The 23,885-nt window shown below is 48.0% G+C and carries 23 protein-coding genes; 1 reads left to right on the forward strand and 22 read right to left on the reverse strand.

All coding sequences use genetic code 11. From position 1 onward, the window contains the following. Positions 1–164 precede the first annotated feature (164 nt). The 5 genes from MHI55_RS21065 to MHI55_RS21085 form a co-directional block, all read right to left on the reverse strand. Entirely contained in the window at positions 165–452 is a 288-nt protein-coding gene (locus tag MHI55_RS21065) for a stage VI sporulation protein F (RefSeq protein WP_036614589.1), read from the reverse strand. Positions 453–567: 115 nt separating this feature from the next. Beyond that, positions 568–2,613: an ATP-dependent DNA helicase RecG gene (recG, locus tag MHI55_RS21070; RefSeq protein WP_340386808.1), complete on the reverse strand. Its 2,046-nt coding sequence runs from the start codon at positions 2,611–2,613 to the stop codon at positions 568–570. A gap of 10 nt (positions 2,614–2,623) precedes the next feature. Then, complete coding sequence (locus MHI55_RS21075) at positions 2,624–3,487, reverse strand: DegV family protein (RefSeq protein ID WP_036674905.1); 864 nt, start codon at positions 3,485–3,487, stop codon at positions 2,624–2,626. A 76-nt stretch (positions 3,488–3,563) separates the two neighbouring features. Further along, positions 3,564–5,375 (reverse strand): DAK2 domain-containing protein, encoded by a 1,812-nt coding sequence (locus tag MHI55_RS21080; RefSeq protein WP_047843679.1) that lies wholly within the window; start codon positions 5,373–5,375, stop codon positions 3,564–3,566. A 62-nt stretch (positions 5,376–5,437) separates the two neighbouring features. Next, the gene (locus MHI55_RS21085) at positions 5,438–5,611 is read right to left on the reverse strand and encodes a hypothetical protein (protein ID WP_188310489.1); all 174 of its coding nucleotides are present in this window, start codon (positions 5,609–5,611) and stop codon (positions 5,438–5,440) included. A 401-nt stretch (positions 5,612–6,012) separates the two neighbouring features. Between MHI55_RS21085 and rpmB the strand changes: the two genes are divergently transcribed. Further along, a complete protein-coding gene (gene rpmB / locus MHI55_RS21090) occupies positions 6,013–6,201 on the forward strand; it encodes a 50S ribosomal protein L28 (RefSeq protein ID WP_017687459.1) in 189 nt (62 codons plus the stop codon). A 194-nt stretch (positions 6,202–6,395) separates the two neighbouring features. Here rpmB and spoVM read toward each other — a convergent pair whose 3' ends face one another. The 17 genes from spoVM to MHI55_RS21175 all read right to left on the reverse strand — a co-directional run bounded on the left by spoVM (position 6,396) and on the right by MHI55_RS21175 (position 23,863). Continuing rightward, positions 6,396–6,476 carry a stage V sporulation protein SpoVM gene (gene spoVM, locus MHI55_RS21095; RefSeq protein ID WP_019424875.1) on the reverse strand — a complete coding sequence of 27 codons (81 nt, stop codon included), beginning with the start codon at positions 6,474–6,476 and terminating at the stop codon, positions 6,396–6,398. A gap of 167 nt (positions 6,477–6,643) precedes the next feature. Then, positions 6,644–6,895 (reverse strand): hypothetical protein, encoded by a 252-nt coding sequence (locus MHI55_RS21100; protein ID WP_091014322.1) that lies wholly within the window; start codon positions 6,893–6,895, stop codon positions 6,644–6,646. A 3-nt stretch (positions 6,896–6,898) separates the two neighbouring features. Next, positions 6,899–7,558 carry a ribulose-phosphate 3-epimerase gene (gene rpe / locus MHI55_RS21105; protein WP_340386810.1) on the reverse strand — a complete coding sequence of 220 codons (660 nt, stop codon included), beginning with the start codon at positions 7,556–7,558 and terminating at the stop codon, positions 6,899–6,901. A gap of 1 nt (position 7,559) precedes the next feature. After that, a complete protein-coding gene (gene rsgA / locus MHI55_RS21110) occupies positions 7,560–8,468 on the reverse strand; it encodes a ribosome small subunit-dependent GTPase A (protein ID WP_340386811.1) in 909 nt (302 codons plus the stop codon). A 61-nt stretch (positions 8,469–8,529) separates the two neighbouring features. Further along, positions 8,530–10,740 (reverse strand): Stk1 family PASTA domain-containing Ser/Thr kinase, encoded by a 2,211-nt coding sequence (gene pknB / locus MHI55_RS21115; protein ID WP_340386813.1) that lies wholly within the window; start codon positions 10,738–10,740, stop codon positions 8,530–8,532. Continuing rightward, the gene (locus tag MHI55_RS21120; RefSeq protein WP_036614606.1) at positions 10,737–11,513 is read right to left on the reverse strand and encodes a Stp1/IreP family PP2C-type Ser/Thr phosphatase; all 777 of its coding nucleotides are present in this window, start codon (positions 11,511–11,513) and stop codon (positions 10,737–10,739) included. Before MHI55_RS21120 ends, pknB begins: the two co-directional genes overlap by 4 nt. Positions 11,514–11,520: 7 nt before the next feature. Next, the gene (gene rlmN / locus MHI55_RS21125) at positions 11,521–12,561 is read right to left on the reverse strand and encodes a 23S rRNA (adenine(2503)-C(2))-methyltransferase RlmN (protein WP_017687452.1); all 1,041 of its coding nucleotides are present in this window, start codon (positions 12,559–12,561) and stop codon (positions 11,521–11,523) included. A gap of 252 nt (positions 12,562–12,813) precedes the next feature. Next, positions 12,814–14,292: a 16S rRNA (cytosine(967)-C(5))-methyltransferase RsmB gene (rsmB, locus tag MHI55_RS21130; protein WP_340386814.1), complete on the reverse strand. Its 1,479-nt coding sequence runs from the start codon at positions 14,290–14,292 to the stop codon at positions 12,814–12,816. Then, the gene (fmt, locus tag MHI55_RS21135) at positions 14,289–15,242 is read right to left on the reverse strand and encodes a methionyl-tRNA formyltransferase (protein WP_340386816.1); all 954 of its coding nucleotides are present in this window, start codon (positions 15,240–15,242) and stop codon (positions 14,289–14,291) included. Before fmt ends, rsmB begins: the two co-directional genes overlap by 4 nt. A 12-nt stretch (positions 15,243–15,254) precedes the next feature. Next, positions 15,255–15,743, reverse strand: a complete 489-nt coding sequence (gene def, locus MHI55_RS21140; RefSeq protein ID WP_017687449.1) for a peptide deformylase — start codon at positions 15,741–15,743, stop codon at positions 15,255–15,257. 116 nt (positions 15,744–15,859) lie between these two features. Next, positions 15,860–18,409, reverse strand: coding sequence for a primosomal protein N' (gene priA, locus MHI55_RS21145; protein WP_105599619.1), 2,550 nt, complete (start codon positions 18,407–18,409; stop codon positions 15,860–15,862). A gap of 3 nt (positions 18,410–18,412) precedes the next feature. Continuing rightward, a complete protein-coding gene (coaBC, locus tag MHI55_RS21150; RefSeq protein WP_340386818.1) occupies positions 18,413–19,648 on the reverse strand; it encodes a bifunctional phosphopantothenoylcysteine decarboxylase/phosphopantothenate--cysteine ligase CoaBC in 1,236 nt (411 codons plus the stop codon). Positions 19,649–19,786: 138 nt separating this feature from the next. Continuing rightward, positions 19,787–19,999 carry a DNA-directed RNA polymerase subunit omega gene (rpoZ, locus tag MHI55_RS21155; RefSeq protein WP_036614619.1) on the reverse strand — a complete coding sequence of 71 codons (213 nt, stop codon included), beginning with the start codon at positions 19,997–19,999 and terminating at the stop codon, positions 19,787–19,789. A gap of 157 nt (positions 20,000–20,156) precedes the next feature. After that, positions 20,157–20,729: a guanylate kinase gene (gmk, locus tag MHI55_RS21160; protein WP_017687445.1), complete on the reverse strand. Its 573-nt coding sequence runs from the start codon at positions 20,727–20,729 to the stop codon at positions 20,157–20,159. 13 nt (positions 20,730–20,742) lie between these two features. After that, positions 20,743–21,003, reverse strand: a complete 261-nt coding sequence (locus MHI55_RS21165) for a DUF370 domain-containing protein (RefSeq protein ID WP_006209218.1) — start codon at positions 21,001–21,003, stop codon at positions 20,743–20,745. A gap of 51 nt (positions 21,004–21,054) precedes the next feature. Further along, positions 21,055–21,954: a YicC/YloC family endoribonuclease gene (locus MHI55_RS21170; protein ID WP_036614623.1), complete on the reverse strand. Its 900-nt coding sequence runs from the start codon at positions 21,952–21,954 to the stop codon at positions 21,055–21,057. 19 nt (positions 21,955–21,973) lie between these two features. Further along, the gene (locus MHI55_RS21175; RefSeq protein ID WP_339186538.1) at positions 21,974–23,863 is read right to left on the reverse strand and encodes a bifunctional homocysteine S-methyltransferase/methylenetetrahydrofolate reductase; all 1,890 of its coding nucleotides are present in this window, start codon (positions 23,861–23,863) and stop codon (positions 21,974–21,976) included. Positions 23,864–23,885: the final 22 nt, after the last annotated feature.

Raw genomic sequence — 23,885 nt, forward strand, 5'->3', positions numbered from 1 at the left:
GAAATAACCTAAAGAAGCGAAGCGTGCGCCTTTATCACCGGATTTTACCCTTGGAAAGGGTCAATCAGAAAATCCGGGGATAACAGCGCTCGGAAGGTTATTCTGTCATCGTAGTGCCCTCGTGTAAAGGAATGTTTTATCCCACCCAACATTACATCGAATCCCTACCTAAACATCCCCCACAGCTTAATCAAATGAAACGTATTGTTTGGATCAATCTTCTGCGCGAGCACAAACGCAACAAACTGCTCCTCCTGCGCCGGAGAGAAATTCTCATTCATAATGACAGCGGAAGACTTGACCAACCTTCTGACCTTGGCCTTATCTTGCAGATCAGACTTGGTCACGCCATCAATCAACTTTTTGATACGCTCTTTGACAGCGGGATTTTTCATCTTTAATTTGATCCGCTCCACCAGCTGCGGACTAATTCCATATTGTTGATAACCCAAAACGTATAGCACCTCCCAAAAGAATGAACTCACTTCTTATTCATATGTCGGGAGGGCTTGTACACTTGTCTTTTTTTACAAAGGTAATACGAAAAACCAGCTATCAAGGCAAGCTTTAGTCAATCAGATCACCCTTGAATACTTGCTGTTGCTGTAGGAAATCACGCAGAGGTGCATAGTCCATGGAGGTCCAGAAAGTCGCATCCTCAATTAGTTGGGTCACGTCATCTCTGGCCTGTTCCAGCACAGCAAAATCGGCAACCATATCGGCAAGACGGAACTCGGGTAGTCCGCTCTGTTTGGTACCAAAGAAATCACCCGGACCCCGGAGATCCAGGTCACGCCGAGATACCTCGAATCCATCCTCGGTTTCCGTCATGACCTTCATGCGTTCCTGTCCAACCTCCGTCTTGGGATCAGCAATGAGTACACAATAGGAAGCATGCGCACCACGACCGACCCGACCACGAAGCTGATGCAGCTGGGAGAGACCGAAGCGGTCCGCGTCCATAATGACCATCAACGTGGCATTTGGCACATCGACCCCAACCTCGACAACGGTGGTGGAGACAAGCAACTGAATATCATTGCTATAGAAGTCCCGCATCATCTCTTCTTTCTCCGCAGCCGTCATCCGTCCATGCAACAGACCTACACGATATTTCGGAAAGTTCTGCTGCATCTGCACATGCAGATCAATCGCGTTCTGGACATCCAGCTTCTCCGACTCTTCAATAAGTGGACAGATCAGATAGGCCTGACGGCCCTGATCCACTTCTCTGGAGATAAACCCGAGCACCCGCTCCATCATATCGTGTTTAACCCAATACGTAGAGATGGGAATCCGTCCTTTCGGACGCTCCGAGATCGTGGATACTTCAATATCCCCAAAAGCAGTAATCGCAAGTGTCCGTGGAATTGGCGTTGCCGTCATCGTTAAAACATCCGGGTTATATCCTTTGCGTCGTAAAACGCTGCGCTGATTCACCCCGAAGCGATGCTGCTCGTCCGTCACCACAAGACCCAGATCACGGAAGAAAACATCTTCCTGAATCAGGGCGTGTGTACCCACCACGATATCAATCATGCCCATTTGCAATGAGGCGATCAGATCTTTACGTTTGCGTCCATTTACACTGCCCGTTAACAGCCCTACGGTTACCCCAAACGGTTCAAACAGCTTTTGCAGTGACCGCATATGCTGCTCCGCCAGAATCTCCGTAGGCACCATCAGAGCCCCTTGGAATCCAGATCGAACAGTCGTGTATAGCGCAATTGCCGCAATAACCGTTTTACCTGATCCCACATCACCCTGCAATAACCGATTCATTGCATAGGGCGAACGCATATCATGCAGAATTTCAAGCTCCACCTTTTTCTGAGCATCTGTTAATTCAAAAGGTAAACTGCGTACAAACTCACGAATCGTCGTATTGTCCGTGGTATGCACTACACCATCCATGCGATTTCGGTTGAGTGCGCGATACGCCTGCATTTTCAACTGGAACAGAAACAGCTCTTCATACACCATCCGCTGTCTGGCCTGTTGACCTTCTCGGTTGTCCTGTGGACGATGAATTCCAGCAATCGCTTGTTTACGAGGCATCAAGCTGTATTTCTTCATCAATGACTGAGGCAGAATCTCAGGAATCATATCTCCGAATTGAATTAATCCCTGATTGATCGTCTTCCGCATCCATTGTTGTGTCAGTTTGCCGGTTACCGAATATACAGGTTGCAATGTGCCTGAACGCCCATCGCCTTTATCAGGGAACTCCGAGTCAGTCACGGTCATCTGCATGCGTTTTTGTTCCCATTTTCCCGTAATCACAATCTCCCGATTGGGGGTAAGTTGTTCTTTGAGGAAATGGCGATTGAACCAGGTGGCTGTAATCATCCACTCTTCCGTCATGATCTTACAGGTAAGACGGGACTTTTTACCGTATCGTTGTAATACAGGAATACCCATTACCTGTCCCTGGACCGTAATCTTGTCCCCATCCTTCACTTCACTAAGTGAACGCAGACGATAATCCTCGTAACGGAACGGATAATATTCAAGCAGGTCTTTAACAGTAGAGATGCCAAAGGCGTGAAGCTCTCCCTCTTTGAGAGCACTCACGCCGTTAATTTGCTTAACTGATATTTCTTCCAATTTCATGTCTAATCCCTCATTCCGGAACAGGCCACATAAAGATCGCAATGACACCAGGCCCAACATGACTGCCTATTACGGCTCCAATATTGGTATAGATCACTTCATTCAGTGTAAAATGACCCCGTAGCTGCTCTGCACAAGCGATCGCTGATCCCGGGTCAGCGGTATGACCTACCGCCAGGTTCACCCGTTTGCCTGCAAGATCCTTCTGAAACAGCTCAATAATGCGTGCCATTGCTTTTTTATGACCTCTGACTTTCTCAACTGCGTAGATAACGCCTTCTTCATCAATAGACAGGATCGGCTTAATGTTAAGCAACGTTCCCAAGATGGCTGAAGCTTTGCCAATCCGACCGCCCTTTTGCAGATACTCCAAAGTATCTACAAGAAAGAACAACTTGCGAGATTGTTGCATCCCTTCAATAGCCGCAGCGATTTCGACTGCTGACTTGCCCTGTTCGGCAAGTTCAGCAGCCTGTACCACCATTAGACCGTATCCATAAGATGCTGACTTCGAATCCAGCACGGTGATGTCACCCTCAGTCTCAAGCAAAGACTTGCCAAGCATGGCCGATTGATAGGTACCACTCATGCCGGATGACAGGTGGATCGATACAATCGGGCGTTCCGGGTTCTCATCAAGAAGTGATTGGTACACATCCATGAAATCGGTTGGAGATGGCTGTGAAGTTGTAGGCAACACAGATACCTTCTTCAACTTTTCGTAGAACTGTTCCGAAGTCAGATCAACGCCATCTGCATAGGTCTCTTCACCGAACAGAACACGTAGCGGAACAATATGAATCCCGTATTTGCGAATGAGTTCTTCGGGAATATCTGCCGTACTGTCTGTTACTATCGTAACCTTGTGGCTCATGACTCTCCTCCTCTTCGCTAGAGTGCTATAAGTACATGTTCAAAAAGTCAACTAGAGACTTTTTGAACAACCTTTATTAGGACTCTACGGAGAACAAATAATAATACACAGGCTGTCCTCCAAGATGTACCTCTACCTCAGCATCAGGATACTGTACTTCAAGCCATGCAGCGAGGGCAGCAGTAACCTCAGGGTCAGCTTCTTCCCCTTCAAGGATCGTCACCACTTCATCTCCACTCTCCATCATCTGTTTGAGCAGACCTTCACATGCTTGAAGCATGGTTTCATCCGTCGCTACAATTTTGGAGTTATGAATACCGATATAGTGCCCCGCCTTAATATCTAATTCATCATATTGCGTATCACGAACCGCATGAGTCACTTGACCGGACTGTACCCGGCTGATGGCCTCCAACATTTGGTCACGGTTTGTTTCCGCAGACTCATCTTCCTGGAAAGCAAAAGCAGCAGCCATTCCCTGTGGAATGGTCTTGCTTGGAATAACCGTAATCCGGCGCTCATCTTCAAGCAATTCACGAGCCTGCTCCGCAGCCAGTACAATATTCGAGTTATTCGGGAGTATAAATACCTGCTCCGCAGCAATGGAACGAACGGCTTTTACAAAATCCTCAGTACTCGGATTCATCGTCTGTCCACCGGACAGAACAACATCAACGCCAAGACTTTGGAAAATCTCTGCAATACCGTCACCGGAGGATACCGCAATAAAACCATACGGTGCCATCTCATCTGCAGGAAGCACAGCCTCTTCCATACTGCGCGCAGCCTCAGGTGGAATCTCTGCAAACAATTCAGGTGATGGAGCAATATCCATGCCTGCTGTCAGGAGATCCCGATGCTGTTCACGCATATTGAGAATATGAATCTGTGTAATCTCACCATAATGCAGCGCCAGGTTTAATACATCGCCTGGTGTCTTGGAATGGACATGAACTTTGATGACTTCATCGTCGGCAATGATGATGATCGAATCCCCATTAACTGACAACGCTTTCCGGAATGCTTCATCATCAAATGCCACTCCTGCGTTCTCTCCAAGCTCACGATTAATGAAGAATTCCATATCATACAGGAATTCAATATCTTCCGTTTCCAGTCTCGCCTGAGCAGACAATGGCATCTCCGGTGCAATCACCTGCTGCTGTGCAGGCTTCTTGATATCCACTTCTGTCGGTGCAGCCGGTTTCAAAGCAGATGCTGCCACGGATGGGGTTACTTCTTTGTTCAGCGAAGTACGACTCCCTCCGTCACTTTGCAGCAATACTTCCATAAAGCCCTCGTAGATATATACAAGCCCCTGACCACCTGAGTCCACAACACCGACCTGTTTCAGTACAGGCAGTAATTCTGGAGTCATTGCCAGTGCTTCTTTTGCTTTTAACAAAACTTCATTCATTAATTCAGTAATATCATTCGTCCGTCTTGCATAGTAGTTGGCATGTTTCGCCGCTTCCTTGGCTACGGTAAGAATGGTCCCTTCAACGGGCTTTACGACTGCTTTGTAAGCTGCGTCAACACCGTTCTGCAGGGCTGCTGCAAATTGGAGCGTATTCAGTTCCTCATAGGGAGCAGCTGAACGACTAAAACCACGGAACAATTGCGACAGAATAACTCCTGAATTCCCCCGTGCGCCCATAAGCAGGCCTTTCGATAGAATACCGGCAGCTTCGCCGATGGAGGCAGAACTTTTTCTTTTAATCTCTGCAACTCCTGCACTCATTGTCAAATTCATGTTCGTTCCCGTGTCACCATCCGGCACAGGGAAAACATTCAGGGAATTGACGTGCTCTGCATGCTGTCCAAGTTGTTCCGCTCCGGCAAGTACCATTGCGGTGAAATCTGTTCCATTTAAAGAACGTATACTCAAGTGAGAATTCCCCTTCCTAGCTTGATACACGAACACCTTGCACCAAGATGTGTCTGGTCTGTTCATGCGCTAACGCGGACTGCGTTATTCTTCGTCCATACCTTGTCCGGCACAGGCATACAATACAACATGTCAGCCGGATTAACGGTCTGGGCGGCCGGGCTACCAATATCCTGCACTCTCTGCACCCCTAACTTCGGGGCATACGGATATGCACCGGTATCAAGAGCCGACATGAATGCCGCATGGAGACTGGTGCCAATGATGGAATGCCGCAGCTCACAGCGTTGCCAAAAAGCAGACCACCGACCTCTAAGTACGGTTTATTCTCCGACTTCCTCGCGGCAACAGCCTGTTCACCACTGTATTATGGACTACTCAACATTGTACTATATTAGACAGGAGAAATAAATAAAGTTTTTGGATCAGTTGACGAAGCTTTTTTAATTATGATATTATATTCAAGTATTGTTTTATGCAGGTTAAGTAATGGAAATGATCCGGTTCATGCCGGCTTAAACAACGCCATTAGCTACTGAAACCTGATCTTTATGATCAGGAAGAACAATTTAGTCCTTATGGAATGACTTTTCGTTTCTGAAGGCAACTGGTTATTTTAGGATAGGAGGTGTAATCTATGTCTCGCAAATGTTATGTGACAGGTAAGAAACCGGGCACCGGTAACCACGTATCCCACGCTAACAACCGTAACCGTCGTACTTGGGGCGTAAACGTTCAGAAGGTCCGCATTCTCGTTGACGGCAAACCAAAACGTGTATACGTAAGCACCCGTGCACTGAAAGCCGGTAAAGTGACTCGCGTATAATCACGCAAAGCTACTATAAATCGGGTAAGCAAAAAGCACCTTGTTCCTTGCAGGTGCTTTTTTGGTATTCAAAAAAGGGATTCTTGAATACGCTCATTAACATGTGAATGACCGCCGCATGGCGCTTCGCAGGTACGAATTTCAGATAGGACTGAGCCAAAGCGGCGGTATTCCCTGTTACCTTATCAATCGGATCAGTTCTTTTGAAACGTATTAAGAATCGCCTTTACAAACCCTCCCAAAAACTTCGGCAGTTTGAATGTGTAAAATTTCATAATTCACCCTCCCCATCATGCTCATGCGTCCGCCGTATCCTATGCTTCAGGCCTTCTTTACCTCAAACACGACAAAAAAGGCTACATGAGAAACCTGCTCATGTAACCATATTTATGCGGAACCTTCGATCCCTATTCCACAATGACAAGCCCGAAGATCAGGTCATTTACGTTTGGGCAGGAATATATTGATAGACAGCGATCATGAAAACACTCAGTACATAATACAGTATGCTGAATATGACAAAAGTAACCCGATGTCCGGTACGATCAAATTTGCGGAAATACATAATAACAACGCCCACCCCGATTAATGACGTGATGGCATTAAACGGGGATTGAATAACCGCAAACAAAGCAAGCACAAGTCCCGTCACGAGACTCGCAGCCATCGTCCACAGTGTCTCCTTGAGGGTCATAGATCAGCCTCCGAAGCTACGGCGAATTTCAGTAATCGCGGCAGCACGATCCTCACGGCCAAATACGGCACTCCCAGCAACGAGCACATCTGCTCCAGCTTCCACTACAAGTGGAGCTGTATCGGCTGCAATCCCGCCATCTACTTCGATATGTACATCATGGCGTCCCTTTTCGTTCAACCAGGTACGAATCTGCTTGATTTTGTTCATGGTACCCGAGATAAATGCCTGTCCGCCAAATCCAGGATTGACCGTCATAACAAGAACCATGTCCACATCATCCAGAACTTCGAGAATGGCAGACGCTGGCGTTCCCGGATTAAGGGCAACTCCTGCCTTCACTCCCTGCTCCTTGATCAGATGAATAACCCGGTGTAAATGCACACAAGCCTCCGCATGAACGGTAATTACCGCTGCACCCGCTTTGGCAAATTCCTCAACATAACGCTCCGGATTCTCAATCATCAAATGCACATCGAGCGGCAAGCTTGTATGTGGAGCGATCGCCTTCACAATCGCAGGTCCAAGCGTAATATTAGGGACGAAATGACCGTCCATAACGTCAACATGAATCCAGTCTCCTCCTGCAGCTTGAGCTTCTGCAACTTCCGCACCAAGGCGGGCAAAATCAGCTGATAATATCGATGGGGCAATTTTAATCATGTTAATACCTCCGCTTCTTATCTTTCATTTCGGTCAGGAACAGCACATAGTGCTGATATCGGCTTTCGGAGATCAGACCTTCCTCCTTGGCCGCAAGCACACGACAGCCTGGTTCATGTGTATGGGTACAACCTCTGAATTTGCACTGATCTGCAAACTGGGCGAATTCCCGGAAACAAGTAGAGAGTTCCTCCACACCGATCTCCAGAAAGTCCAGTTGGCTGAATCCTGGCGTATCCGCAACAAATCCACCATTATCCAACGGAATAAGCTCCACGTGCCTGGTGGTGTGTTTCCCTCGTCCTAGACGCATGCTGATTGCATTTGTCTCCAGCGTCAGGCCCGGCATCAATGCATTTAACATCGAAGACTTGCCTACACCGGATTGTCCGGAGAATACGCTGATCTTACCAGCCAGACGGTCTCTGAGCAATTCACTGCCTTCACCGGTACGTGAACTTGTGGAGATTACTTCATAACCAACCTGTTCATACAATGCTTTCACTTCAGCCACAGTGTCTTTGGCTGAATCAGCCAAGTCCAGTTTGGTCAACACAATGAGTGCATCCAGCCCCGCCTGCTCGATGTGAACAAGGAACTTGTCCAACAGGTTCAGGTTCATATCCGGTTCCTTCACAGAGAACACGAGAACAGCCAAACTTACATTGGCTACAGGAGGACGGATAAGTTCCGTCTCACGCTTCCGGATTTCATCTACCGTTCCTTCTCCGTTCTCTGTCAACATGTAACTGACGCGGTCACCTACAAGCGGTGACGTTCCCCGTTTTCTGAAGATACCTCTGGCTCGACATTGAACGGCGGAACCTTCAACCGAAGGAACCCCGTTGTCTTCCACTGGCATGACATAATAGTAACCGCTTAGCGCTTTAACGATGATACCTTCTGGCATAGCTCCGTCGCCCTCCTTTAGTTGGTGGTACATTTACTCCAGACGCCAGCATAAGCCGCCCTTATGGACGGCTTGATGCGTTAATGACTTCCTTTTTCTTCTCTTTTTCCTTGCCGTGCCCCTTACCATTATTCATGGCAGAAGTGTCCTCATCTACGCTCTCACCCTCACCGTCTGCCGGTGTGGACTCAGGTTCACCTTCCTGATTGGAATCAACACTTCCCTCATCTACGCTACCTTCACCTGGATCAGGCTCATTTTCTGGCGGCGTCTCAGTGCTTTGTTCCGGGTCAATGGAAGGTACGTTTACTGTTCCGTTTTTGGCTTCACTGTAGGAGACAAGATACGTATCCAGGAACTGTCCATCACGATATACGGACACAGCCCCATTTTCATTTGGAGCGAGCACAAGTAGAATGGTCAAGGTCTGGGTTGAGTTCACGGTGCGTGTTCCCCATTCCTGATTCTTGCCGCGTGCGTCTTCATATGTGATACGGATTTTACTGTTTTTGCCCTCTTCTTTGGGTGATACATTGATATTAAAAGGATATTTCAGCGCTTCGGGCGGATAACCTGTACTGATAAAGATCGTAATCTTATCGCCAGGACTCACATCTGTGCCGGCTTCCACAGGCCACTGCTGCGTCACTTTCCCCTGGTCCACCGTATAACTTGATTCTTCCTGCACCTGAGCAAGCACAAGTCCAAAAGATTTCAGTTTTTCTTCGGCTTCACTGCGGGTAAGGTCTTTCAGGTCAGGCATTTTGACCGTTTCAGTACCTTTGCTTACGGTCAACTCAATCTGAACTATAGCAGGATCAAATTCCTCATTCACACCCGGTGTCTGGGAAATAACAGAACCTGAAGCCACATCATTGGAGAAGTCATCTTTCCGCTGAATCTGATCTTCCTTAATACCAAGCGCAGTCAGCTTCTTGACAGCCTCATCATAAGTTACTTGTTTGACATCAATCATCTTCAAAAGTTCTTTTTCTGCACCAACACTGATCTGCACCTCGGATCCTTCTTTGACAACATCGCCTTCTTTTCTGCTCTGGTCAAAGACTATGCCGGGCTCGACATCTTCCTTATACAGACGAATGACCTCATCACTGACGACGAGTCCTTTCTCCTCAAGCATTTCCCGCGCCTTTTCTTCCGTCTGGGTGATCACGTTAGGCACGGTTACTTCAGGTACAACCAGCATCCCCTTGACATACCATACAACGCCCACCATGGCGATTAGAATAAGAACGGTTAATGAAATGAGTAGAGCTGGCTTCTTCCAGCTCTTGGATTTTGCCTTACCCTTGCCAGTTTCTTCGTCAGACTCCATCACAGGCACTGCACCCGTCGATGTAACTCCACGCGGTTCAGGCTTGATCGCTGGCATTACGCGAGTCTGGTCTATATCATCCTCATCCGGAAAATCAATCTTCGTTTCATTACGTCTCTCCGGCATCAGGCAAGTTTCCAGATCGGTCTGCATTTCTTTGGCCGACTGATAACGTTCCTGCGGATTTTTACGCATGGATTTTAAGATGACATTTTCCACACTTTGCGGAATCAATGGATTGAATTTGCGTGGTTCATCGAACTCTTCCTGCAAATGCTTCAATGCCACACTGATAGGACTTTCACCCAGAAACGGAAGTTGCCCGGTAAGCATTTGGTAAAGTACGATCCCAAGAGAATATAAGTCCGATTTTTCACCAGTAACGATGCCTTTGGCATGCTCCGGTGAGAAGTAATGTACAGAACCAACTACAGAACCCGTCTGCGTAATCGTTGTAGATGTAACGGCACGAGCGATTCCGAAATCCGTTACCTTCACGCGGCCATTCCGGCCAATTAATATATTGTGAGGTTTGATATCCCGATGAATGATTTGATTATGATGTGCATGATCAAGAGCATCTGCAATCTGGGAAGCGATTCGCACCGATTCGTCCACCTGCAGAGGGGCACGTTCTTTAATAATTTCATTCAGGTTTTTGCCTTCCACATACTCCATGACAATATAATGAACGTCATCTTCCTGCCCCACGTCATAAATACTGACTACATTCGGATGAGACAGCGATGCTGCCGATTGTGCTTCCCTGCGGAAACGGCGAATAAACTCTTCGTCATGCACAAACTGTTGTCTAAGGACTTTAATTGCTACATTCCGGTTTAACAGAAGATCCTGGGCTTTGTACACAAGAGCCATGCCGCCACCGCCGACACGCTCAATCACTTCATAGCGTCCGCCTAGCTGGTGCCCAATCATGACTCACACCCCGTTTCCGTATCCACGGAACCTTCCCTCTGCAACTCGAACAAAGCAACCGTGATATTGTCGTCTCCCCCAGCAAGTAAAGCCAACTGGAGCAGTCGGTCTGCACGATCTTCCAATGCCAGTTCCAGATTGCCGGCAACCTGAATAATCTGCTCATTGCTGACCAGGTTACTGAGACCATCACTGCACAGGAGAAGAACTTCGCCTTCCTCCAGCTTGACGGTATCCAGATCTACCTTCACCTCGGCATCTGTTCCAAGCGCACGAGTTAGTACGTTGCGACGTGGATGATGGGACACATCCTCTTTGCTAATCTGACCATTTTTGAACAATTCATTCACCAGTGTATGGTCTTCGGTTAGCTGGATCACAGCTTTGTTCGCAATTTTGTAGGCTCTGCTATCACCGATGTGTCCAATAACACCTTCCGTATCGTTCAATAAAGCCGCAACCACCGTTGTTCCCATGTTGTGATACTTGTCATCTGTTGATGCCGTGCGGAAGATAACTTCGTTGGCATGCAAAATAGCATCGCTGAGAGCCGCAGACAGAGACGCATGTGACAGACCTGGTTCCAGTGTTCCCAGATCTTTCACCAACGTCTCTACTGCCAAGCGGCTTGCCGTATCCCCTGCAAGATGTCCACCCATGCCATCGGCAACAATACCCAGAATATATCCTGTATCGAGATTACGAATCCAGGCTGAATCTTCATTCACCGAACGCACTCGTCCGATATGGCTCACATGAACTGTTTTGATCAAAACGTTCTCACCTCAACTCCATATGCTTTGCACGAAGCTGACCGCAAGCGGCAGCAATATCATGTCCCTGTTCACGACGAATGGTTACATTAACACCCTGTTCCGAGAGAATCTTCTGAAAATTGAAAATGTCGCTTCTCGATGTTCTTACGTATTTGCGTTCAGGTACATGGTTAACCGGAATCAGATTCACGTGGCACAACATGTTCTTAAGCACACTTGCCAGTTCTGCTGCATGCTCTGGCTGGTCGTTTACCCCACCAATAAGTGCATACTCGAACGTAATTCTCCGACCTGTTTTGGCCAGATAATAACGAAGGGACTCCATCACGTCTTCAAAAGGAAAACGACGGTTAACCGGCATCAATTTCGAACGCAGTGCATCATTTGGTGCATGGATCGAAATGGCGAGGTTAATCTGTGTATCTTCATCTGCAAACTTGTAGATGTTCGGAACGATTCCGCTCGTGGATACCGTGATGTGACGCTGACCGATGTTCAGCCCTTTTTCATGAATCATAATGCGCAGGAAAGTCATCGTAGCTTCATAGTTTTCGAAAGGTTCACCCGAACCCATGATTACAATGCTGCTGACACGCTCGTTGCGTTCATCCAGAATTTTCTGAGCCTGCACAACCTGGGCAACAATCTCCCCAGCCGTAAGGTTACGCTTGAGACCACCCAATGTGGATGCACAGAACGTACAACCAATACGACAACCAACCTGTGTGGTTACACAGATGCTGTTCCCGTAGTTATGCTTCATGATTACTGTCTCAATGGCATGATCATCATGAAGACCAAAGAGGAATTTAACCGTTCCATCCTTGGATTCAAACTTGGTAATTTCCTTAAGCGTTACGAATTCAAATTGCTCTGTCAGTTTTTCACGCAACGGCTTGGACAGATTGGTCATTTCACTGAAATCATTCACGCGTTTTACATAAATCCAGTCAAAGATTTGGCCACCGCGAAACGCCGGCTCCCCATTCTCCACAGCCCATTGCTGCAGTTGTTCCAGAGAATAATCATATATAAAAGGTTTCATTTTGTTGTCAACACCTATTCCTTCTTTTCTTTTCGTTGGCTTCCTTCTTTTCGTTCCATTCGTCCTATTCTATCACAAAGACCACGTTACATCCATGTATACCCTTGATATCTGTACTTCATGCATTATAACATCTCAATGCCGCCATCGCACCCTGTCATCACATTCTCTGACAATTATATCGTAGTCCCATCACAAAGAAATCCGCCGAAGTTCCCCTCGGCGGTCATACTTCCGTGCTCTATTAAACTGTTATTTCGCTGTTTTTGTCAACCGTGCGATGAAAAATCCGTCGCTGTGAGCGTATTGTGGCAAAATCTGAATACCACCATTCACAACCTTCAAGTTCGCTGTCTCCGATTCAGACCAGACGGATGTTTCTGCTGGACTATATTCCGGATGTCGATTCAAGAAGTCTGCAACCATATCCTCATTCTCAGCAGGCTCAATCGTACACGTACTATACACCAGAATACCACCTGGTTTTAACAACGGCGCAACCTGATCAAGCAATTCACGTTGCAAGCCTGCGATATCTTCGATATCTTTTACGGTTTTGGTCCATTTCACATCAGGCTTGCGACGAATAACACCCAGACCTGAACATGGTGCATCCAGCAAAATGCGGTCAAACGACGCTTCCGGGTACCGTTCATTCAGGTCTAGCGCATCTCCAGTTACAGCATCGATACAGCTCAGACCGAGACGCTCCGCCTGATCCAGGATCAGCTGGCGCTTGTGAGCATGTACATCATTGGCGACAATACGACCGCGATCCTGCATTTTCTCAGCCATATGAGCTGTTTTACCACCTGGAGCTGCGCAGCAATCCAATACAAGTTGGTCTACTTCTGGCGCAACTGCTTCAGCGACAAGCATGGAACTTTCGTCCTGTACAGAGAACAACCCGTCCCGATACCAGGACGTTAGAGCCATGTTTCCGCCACTACGTACAAGAATTCCATCGGAACTCAGCTGAGAAGCTTCAACGACTGCACCTGTACTGGTCATCTCATGCATCAGTTTCTCCCGTGTGGTCATTGTTGTGTTGACCCGGACACTCACCGCTGGCGGCTCATTATTCGCACGACAGATCGCTTCCGCTGTCTCTTCGCCGTACTGGGCAATCCAGCGTTCAACCATCCATAACGGGTGGGAATGCTCCAGTGAAATACGTTCTGCAGCGGGCAGATGTTCTGGAATACGAAGTTCATCCCGATTGCGGATCATATTGCGGAGCACTCCATTCACCATACCCGAGATTCCCTGATGGCCCAGTTTCTTCGCCAGATTAACCGCTTCGCTCACCACGGCATGCTCCGGAATACGATCCAGGTATATCATCTGATAGACGCTGATTCGCAGCAGGCTACGAACCCATGGTTGCAGTTTGGATACTCCTTTGGCGACGTAACGTTCCAGAAAATAATCAAGTGTATTCAATCTGGCGATTGTTCCATACACCAATTCGGTAGCTAGTCCAGCATCTGCGGGGCTTAAATCCGCCTCTTTCAGACGGCGGTTCAACTCCAGATTACTGTATGCTCCATCTTGCTCAACAGCACTCAGAACCTTGACTGCCAATGTACGAGCAGATGTTTTGGGTTGCTGGGAGCGCGATGCACCACCCGATTTACCCGAATTCGGACGACGGTTTCCTTCACGTCCGGATGAATTCCCATTAGCTTTCTGGCCTTTTCCTGACGAACGACCTGGTATATTACCGCTCATTGCAGCACCGTTCCAGTTTTCAGTGTACCACCGCGAGCAAAGTCAGCGGCCTGCATCACCTTTTTACCTGCTGGCTGCACTTCAGTCAACCAGAGAGACCCATTGCCTGTGCGGACTTCAATCCCTGCCTTGTTCAATTGCAGCACCGTTCCAGGCTCTGCTTGTCCAGCATCCGAAGAAGTTGCCAGGTCCACCTGATCGGGATTAGCCGCAGCCCAGACTTTGAAGACCTGATCATCCCACATCGTAAATGCACCGGAGAACGGCACAAGACCACGAATCTGATTGAACAGTTCACGTGAAGTACGACTCCAGTCCATTTTCTCGTCATCCCGAGTCAGATTGCGAGCATATGAAGCCTCGGCATCATCCTGAGGGACCGCTGTTGTCTCGCCTGCAATCAATCGTGGCATTTCTGCCTGAAGCAGTTTGGAACCAGCCTCACTTAATTTATCAAACATCGATCCTGATGTATCTTCATCCGTAATTGGCAGTTCCACACGCGAGATCATATCTCCGGTGTCCAAGCCTTCAGCCATATACATCAATGTGACTCCTGTCACGGATTCCCCGTTAATAATGGAACGTTGAATCGGTGCTCCTCCCCGATATTTCGGTAAAAGAGAGCCATGCACGTTCACACAACCGCGAACAGGCATATCCAGCACGGCTTTGGGCAGAATCTGTCCAAAGGCCGCGGTTACGATCAGATCCGGCTTCCATTCAGCCAAGCGGGCTACCGCTTCCGGATCACGCAATTTAACAGGTTGAAACACCGGCAGACCGTGGCGTTCTGCCGCGGCCTTAACCGGTGTTGGCGTAAGTACTTTTTTGCGTCCCTGTGGTTTATCAGGCTGAGTCACCACACCCACCACATTGTATCCCTCTGCCATCAGCATATCGAGAGAAGGAACTGCAAATTCAGGTGTTCCCATAAAAACAATATTCAAATCGATCACTCCTTAATTACGACGCGGTCCCGTTTGATCGGCTGCAATTTCGTACACTTTCTCGGCGACATCCGTAAAGAGTACACCATCCAGATGATCAATCTCATGCTGGAATGCACGGGACAGCAAGCCACTACCCGTAATAATCAGCTCTTTACCTTCACGATCCAGACCTTTAACTGTAACGGTCTCGAAACGGCGAACATCACCATTAATTCCAGGGATACTCAGACAACCTTCAGGTCCAAATTGTTCTCCCTCACTTGCAATGATCTCCGGGTTAATCATCTTGATCAGCCCTTGCTCATCACCTGCGTCGATAACAATCAGACGTTTCAAAATACCGACCTGTGGCGCAGCAAGACCCACACCTTCCGCATCGTACATGGTATCAGCCATATCATCCAGCAATTTTTGTACATTTGGTGTAATTTTGGTTACTTCTTTGGCTCTCTTGTGGAGCACCTCATCTGGTTCTTGCACGATAATGCGAATCGACATGTTGTAAGCACCTTCCTAATCCTCATCATAATTTCAGGACGATATCTGTATTTTTGGGGTATTCATTTTAATCTATGTTTATACCGCTTGTTTACATCCGCATTGCTGCAAAATGCTTACATTAACATTTGCGGGTCTACATCCAGACTAATAAGCAATTTTTGCGCCTGAACATCATCGTCCATGCGCCGGGCCGTAGCCAGAGCGAGTCCTATGGCGTCTACATCCCCCCGCCATTTTATCATACATTGGAATCTGTATCTATTCTTGATCCGAGGAATCGGAGACGCTACCGGCCCCAGTACATCAAAGGCATCATTGCTGAAACGATCCAGACTGCCGAGCCATCCGGCCGCATTAGCCTTCTCTTTCAGTATTCGCGTATAGTTCTCAGCAAGACGAATCAATACCGGAAGTTGCTCATGCGAAAAGGTCACCAGAATCAGGCGACAGTAGGGCGGATATTGCAAATTGCGACGGTGCAGCAATTCCTCACGTACAAACGACACATAGTCATGCTGACTCGCATGGCCAATGGAGTAGTGCTCCGGCGTATAGGACTGAACAAACACCTCACCAGGCAATTGGTGCCGACCCGCTCGGCCAGCAACCTGTGTTAATAACTGAAACGTTTTTTCCGCAGCACGGAAATCAGGTAAATTCAACGCCGAATCCGCTGTTATTACGCCAACCAGGGTTACATCCGGGAAATCAAGTCCCTTCGCAACCATCTGGGTGCCCAGCAATACATCCGCCTTTTTCTCACGAAACTGTTTCAGCAGCTTCTCGTGAGCCCCTTTTTCCGTTGTTGTATCCACATCCATCCGAATGACCCGAATACCCGGAAAGAGCTTGGCAAGCTCTTCCTCGACCCGCTGTGTACCTGTACCAAAATATCGAATATGCTCGCTTCCACAATCCGGACACACTTCCGGAGCCGCTTCCGCATACCCGCAGTAATGACAACGGAGATTATTCGAGCGCTGATGATACGTTAATGAAATATCACATTCAGGACAACCTGCCACATATCCACAACTTCGGCACATGACAAAGGTCGAATATCCACGGCGATTCAGCAGAAGCACCGTCTGTTCACCACGTTCCAAGCGCTCCTCCAGCCCTTTGTGCAAAGCCCTGCTGAACATGGAACGGTTGCCATCTTTCAACTCTTCACGCATGTCAACGATCCGCACTTCAGGCAACTTGTTACCCAGTGCCCGCGTTGGCATCTCCAGTAAGAGTGGTGCAAAATCATCATTACTCTGCGATCGTGCAGCGTAATAACTTTCCAGCGAAGGTGTGGCTGAACCCAAAACAACCACCGCCTGATGCTGCTGTGCTCTTTTTACCGCTACATCACGAGCATGATATTTCGGAGTTTCCTCCTGTTTGTAGGAAGTCTCGTGTTCTTCATCCATAATAATCAACCCAAGCCGACTGAATGGAGCAAATACAGCTGAACGCGCCCCAATTGCAACCTTCACCTGACCCTCACGAATCTTGCGCCATTCATCATAACGTTCACCGCCAGACAGACGACTGTGCATAACAGCAACTTGGTCTCCAAATCGCCCTTTAAAACGTTCTACCATCTGTGGTGTGAGCGCAATCTCGGGCACCAGTACGATAGCCTGCCTATCCTGTTCGATGCATTGTTGAATGGTTTGAAGATAGACTTCCGTCTTGCCACTTCCCGTAACACCATGTAACAAAAACACCCCATGGCGTTGTTCCTGCAATCGGCCATTGATATTGTCGTAGACAAGTTTTTGCTCATCGGTCAGAACCAGCGGTTCAGTCGCTTTGAACGTCCTGCCCTGATAAGGGTCACGGAAGACCTCAACGTCCTCGGTGACAATCAATCCCTTTTCCTCAAGCCCTTTAATCGTTGCGGCCGATACCTGTAGTGTTGATAACACTTCTTTCATCGGCATGGGCAGCAGTTCTTTCATTTCCAGCAAAAAAGCCAGAATCTCCTTCTGCCGCTGTGCTTTCGCCGGGAATGAAGCAAGTGCTTCCTGAGCAGCAGCAATATCTACAGCCAGATCAACGGACTTCATCGTTTTTTTATTTAACTTGTCCTTGATGGCTTGACTTTCCAGAAGTACACCACCAAGCAATAATTTCTTAATTAGTGCAGCATGATTGGGATATTTTCGACTCAGTTGTTGCAGCGGTACCTGACCCCGACTTTTGACAAAACGGATGATATCCTGCTGTACTTTCTCGGTCGTAGACTCTTCTCCCCAAACAAATAACACCTCATCATCCGGTTGTGCTCCCGCCATCTGTCCATCAAGTGCATCTCCCAGCGAGATGTATCGCTCTGCTTTCCCTTTCAATGCCGTCGGCACCATGACCTGCAATGACAAAATCCGGTTACTGGCATAACGTCCACTCATCCATTCAGCCAACTCAACCAAATCCTTTGACAACGGGGGAACAATGTCCAGTAACTCCTGAATCTGCTTAAGCTTGAATGTTTCCTCTCCGGTACGCGGCACAAGATCAATCACGAATCCCTGCACCGTCCGATGACCAAAAGGTACACCCACCCGGCTGCCAATCTCGATCCATTCCCTCATCGATTCAGGTACCAGGTAATCAAACGGCCGGTCTGTTTCCTTCACGGGAACATCGACTATGACCTTGGCAATCTCCATATCCTAATTCCTCCCGGCAATGCGCTCCGCCGCAATCCGGAGCAACCGATGAGCCACATCGTCCTTGGCTATCACTGGAAGCTCCTCCACCAAACCTTCCCGGTCATAGATATGTACCGCGTTGGTGTCTGTTCCAAATCCTGCACCCGTGCGGGTTACATCATTGGCTACGATCAGATCACAGTTTTTCCGTTCCAATTTCTCACGTGCATACATCTCAACTGACTGAGTCTCCGCAGCAAAACCAATCAAAAACTGATGGGTTTTCTGTTTGCCCAGCGTTTCAAGAATATCTATATTTTTAATAAGTTCGAGCGACAGCGTGTCGCCTTTCTTCTTGATCTTCTCGGTATAAACTTCCTTTGGACGATAATCGGCAACCGCCGCCGCCTTAACCACGATATCAGCATCGTCCCATTCGCGTGTTACCGCTTCATACATATCCTGTGCAGACTGTACAGGGATCAACTCAACGTTCTCCGGTGGCTTGGCTTGGGTACTGCCCATAACCAATTTCACATCTGCCCCCAGATCACGCGCAGCTGCGGCTATGGCAAATCCCATTTTGCCAGATGAATCGTTCGTAATGTATCGTACTGGATCAATGCGCTCAATCGTACCTCCAGCCGTAACGACAACCTTCTTGCCTTGTAACAATGAAGCTTGTCCCTGCCGACTAATGTCTGCTGATTCTTTCTGTTCAAAGAAACGTTCTACCACATCCACAATGCTCTCCGGTTCTTCCAGACGTCCCTTGCCCACATATCCACACGCAAGCAGACCTTCACCCGGTTCGATCATCATGGCGCCCCGTTCAACAAGCTGGTTCATATTATGCTTTACAGCTGGATGATCATACATATGTACATTCATCGCTGGAGCAATCATGACAGGGGCTGTCGTCGCAAGAAGAGTTGTTGAGAGCATATCATCTGCCATGCCATGCGCCATCTTGGCAATCACATTGGCTGTTGCCGGAGCAACCAGAACAAGATCAGCCAGATCGGCCAGATGAATATGAGATACGACTGCCGGTTCACGCTCATCAAATGTATCCGTATATACGGTGTTTCGGGTCAACGTTTGCAGCGTCAATTCGGTAATAAACTGTGTAGCGGAAGCTGTCATGATCACATGAACATCCGCTCCCTTTTGCACCAGTCTGCTGCATAATGTTGCCGCTTTGTAAGCGGCTATGCCGCCAGTCACACCAAGCACGATTTTTTTACCGTTCAACATGTTTATTTCCCCCGATATTTATACGACGTCTAAGTAAGATTCCGTTAAAATATGCTTATTCGTAAAAAAATAACAACCTCGCGGTTGTCAATTAATCCGGCTTGCGCCGTATGCAGTTGAAGAGCAGCCGCAGGCGGCTTACTCTTCTTCTTCGTCCTGTCCTTTGATGACAACGAGCAGGTCTCCATAGATTTCTTCCAGTGCAACGCCAACTTGTTTATGGGATCTCGCACCTCTTAAATCCGTTTTTTCACCTTCACGTAGCTGTCTAGCCCGGCGGGAAGCAGCAACAACAAGGGAATACTTGCTGTCGACTTTGTTCATCATTTCATCAATAGAAGGATACAGCATATTAACAAACACCTCTTCGCATTAGTATAATCACAAGTTGCCGCCTGACAGAACTGATGTGGCATGTCTTCACACCCGGGCATTCCGAGAAGGAGTGCTTCAGTATATGATATGACAACTGCCCCACTTATATCGCATTCTGCAGCGGCAAAAGGGATTATTTATTGATCTTACAATGTTCGGCGATTATGATGCTTTCTATTCTCTTGCACGCCAAATCAATTTCATCATTAACAACAGCGTAATCATACTGCTCCAGCAGACTGATCTCATCAACCGCCACAGACATCCGGTGATCAATGGTCGCTTGGCTTTCGGTACCACGGCCCTGAATGCGATCTTTCAGCTCGTCCAATGAAGGAGGAAGCAGGAAAACAAAGATCCCTTCCGGGAATTTCTCTTTCACTTTTAACGCGCCTTGAACCTCAATCTCCAGAATGATGTCGCGGCCTTCGTTAATCGTTTTCTCTACAAAATCACGCGGTGTTCCGTAATAATTACCAACATACTCCGCATGTTCCAACAATTGATCTTCAGCAATCATGTTCTGGAACTCTTCATGACTTCTGAAGAAATAGTTCACACCATGTTCTTCACCAAGACGAGGCTGACGGGTTGTTGCCGATACGGAATAGATCAATTCCGGCACCCGTTTGCGCAAAGCGCTGCATACAGTACCCTTCCCGACCCCAGATGGGCCGGACAACACTACCAGTAATCCCTTAGACATATTACACTCCATTTTATTCGTCGTTATCATCATCTTTCGAAGAAAGACGATGGGCGACCGTCTCAGGCTGAACTGCAGACAAAATGACATGATCGCTATCCGTAATAATTACGGCACGAGTACGTCTTCCGTACGTTGCATCAATCAGCATGTGACGATCTCTTGCCTCTTGTATAATTCTCTTGATCGGCGCCGATTCCGGACTCACGATGGATATAATCCGGTTCGCCGATACGATGTTACCGAATCCAATGTTAATGAGTTTGATTGCCATAATCAGGTTCTTCCCCCTATACATGCGACTCTTTTGCCGAAATGTGGCCGTTCATTCGATATTCGCAGCTTGCTCACGAATCTTCTCCAGCTCCGCCTTCATCTCGACAACACGATTCACCAGAGCCAAATGGTTGGCTTTTGATCCAATCGTATTGACTTCCCGATTCATCTCTTGAATTAGAAAGTCCAACTTACGACCTACGGGCTCATCACTCTTCAGCAGTTCCCTGCTCTGTCCAAAGTGACTCTGTAGACGCGTAAGCTCTTCTTCTATGTTAGAACGATCGGCAAACATTGCAATTTCCATACCCAATTTATGCTCATCAAAAGGGAAAGAGCCTTCTTCCTGCATTTCCGTAAGCCTTTGTCTTAGCTTGTTGCGATAATCACTTACCACAGTCGGTGCAAGATCAAGCATTTCGGTATGCAGTGACTCCAGACGGGTAATCCGCCGTTCCAGATCACTGGCCAGATGAAGACCCTCGCGAGCGCGCATCTGTTCAAGGCTGGACAGAGCCTCTTTCAATCCTTCCTGCAGAACTCGCTCCCATTCGTCCTTCTGCTCTTCCGGAATGGAACTTGTCCCATCCGAATGAACCATGACGTCCGGTAGCCCAAGCATATCCACAATACTTGGTTTGCCCTGCAATCCATATTGGGTCTCCAGTTGCTCTGCAGCCTGCAGATAGGCCCTGACCGTCTGTTCATTCAGAACAGCGGGAAGAGCCTGGTCTTCCTCTTTTTCTTTCATTACATAAACATCAATCCGCCCACGTTTCAAACGACTCTGTACGATCTTCCTCAAACCGTCTTCATAATACGTCCACTCTCTTGGCAGACGCATCATCACTTCGCAATAACGATGATTAACAGATTTGATCTCTAATTGTACCTTATAGCCGCCAAAATGAAAGGCGGATTGACCGTATCCGGTCATACTGAATGACATCGGCATCACATCCGTTTTACTATTGTAATTGATTATTAGGGTTGAAACAAGTAGGACATTGATGCTCCGACTTCTCCCATACGTATTGAGTCAGTTCGGCCGTCATGCCGTAGAACATAAACGGTGTCATGAGATAGATGCCTTTGAAATGCGCTGTTGCTACGTCCAGCAGTTCTTTGGCAATTTTTACTCCCATCGCACGGCCTTCTTCGCCTTCCAGACCTGCCATACGGGAACGCACTTCATCCGAAAGCTGGATTCCGGGAACCTCGTTGTGCAGATACTCTGCATTCCGTCCACTCGCTAGCGGCATTACACCTACAAAAATGGGCACATCCAGATGTTTGGTCGCTTCGTGCATTGCTACAATCAACTCAGGATCATAGATCGGTTGTGTCATGATGTAATCAGCGCCAGAGGCAATTTTCTTCTCCAGACGTTGTACAGCTTTCTCCAAATATTTCACATTGGGATTAAATGCTGCTCCGATTACAAAACCAGCTTTTTGCTTCAGTGGTTTACCTGAGAAAGCTACTCCATCGTTCAACTGTTTGATCATGCGTATGATTTCAAAAGAAGTCAGATCGTATACCGAGCTCGAACCAGGCAGATCGCCAAATCTTGCAGGATCTCCTGTTACAGCCAGTACATGATTAATACTCAAAGCATCAAACCCCATCATGTGGGACTGCGTTCCAATCAGATTCCGGTCACGGCAGGCAATATGCACCAGTGGACGAAGGCCCGTGCGATCCTGAACGAGGTGACCCAGCGCCATGTTGCTCATGCGTGTAACCGCGAGTGAATTATCGGCCAGTGTCAGGGCATCGGCTCCGGCTGCTTTCAGTGTCTCGGCACCTTTCATGAACTTGGCAATGTCCAAGTCACGTGGCGGGTCAAGTTCAACGATAACGGTGTGACGATGCTTGACCAGATCAACGATCGTAGGCTGTCCGCCACGTCCGGAACGCTCATCCACATTTTCATGCAACACAATACGCGGTTTGGATTCTGACGGATCAGGCTCCAGAATAGGCGAAGGCACATAGTCAGCAAGCGCCTCTTTCATAGCGGTAATATGATCAGGTGTCGTACCACAGCAACCACCGATAATACGAGCGCCCAGTTCAGCAAATTGTACTGCCGTCTGACCAAAGTACTCCGGAGTCGCACCATAACGGAACTCACCATCTACATAATCTGCTGCACCCGCATTCGGGTAGACGGACATTGGAATACCAATTCGTCCCGAGACGGTTTCCATGGCACGCATAATCCCGTTTGGACCTGAGCGACAGTTAAAACCAATGACATCCGCGCCCTGCTCCCGCATAATCCGGAAGGCTTCAGGCATTGTATATCCGTCCAGTGTGTGTCCTACATCCTCTACCGCGAACTGTCCAATTACGGGCAGATCACTTAGCTTGCGCGCTTGCAAAAGGGCAATATCCATTTCCTCGATATCATAGAAGGTCTCAAGCAAAATGCCATCCACGCCTTCATCTAGCAGTGCAGAGATCTGTTGTTGATAAAAGCGTTTCAGTTCACTCGTTGACACGTTTGTCCGCTTGCCACCTCGAATGGAACCAACTGCACCAAGCACATAACCGGTATCTCCAGCTACCTCTTTGGCGATGCGTACGCCGGCACGGTTCACGTCCTCCACCTTGGACTCCAGACCGAACTTGGACAACTTGTCGTAATTGGCAGAATACGTATTTGTTTCAAATATTTCTGTACCTGCATCCCGATAACGGCGATGTACATCCGCCACTACTTCAGGTGAAATCAAGTTTAATTCTTCATATGAAATCCCCACCGGGAACCCCATTTGGTACAGAAATGTTCCCATGGCCCCATCTCCAACGAGAACCCGTTCCTGCATAACTTTGCGCAAATCCGCCTTCATCCCATTTCCCCCCGCCTAGCTG

The organism is Paenibacillus sp. FSL E2-0151, assembly GCF_037993015.1.
Lineage (GTDB): Bacteria > Bacillota > Bacilli > Paenibacillales > Paenibacillaceae > Paenibacillus > Paenibacillus amylolyticus.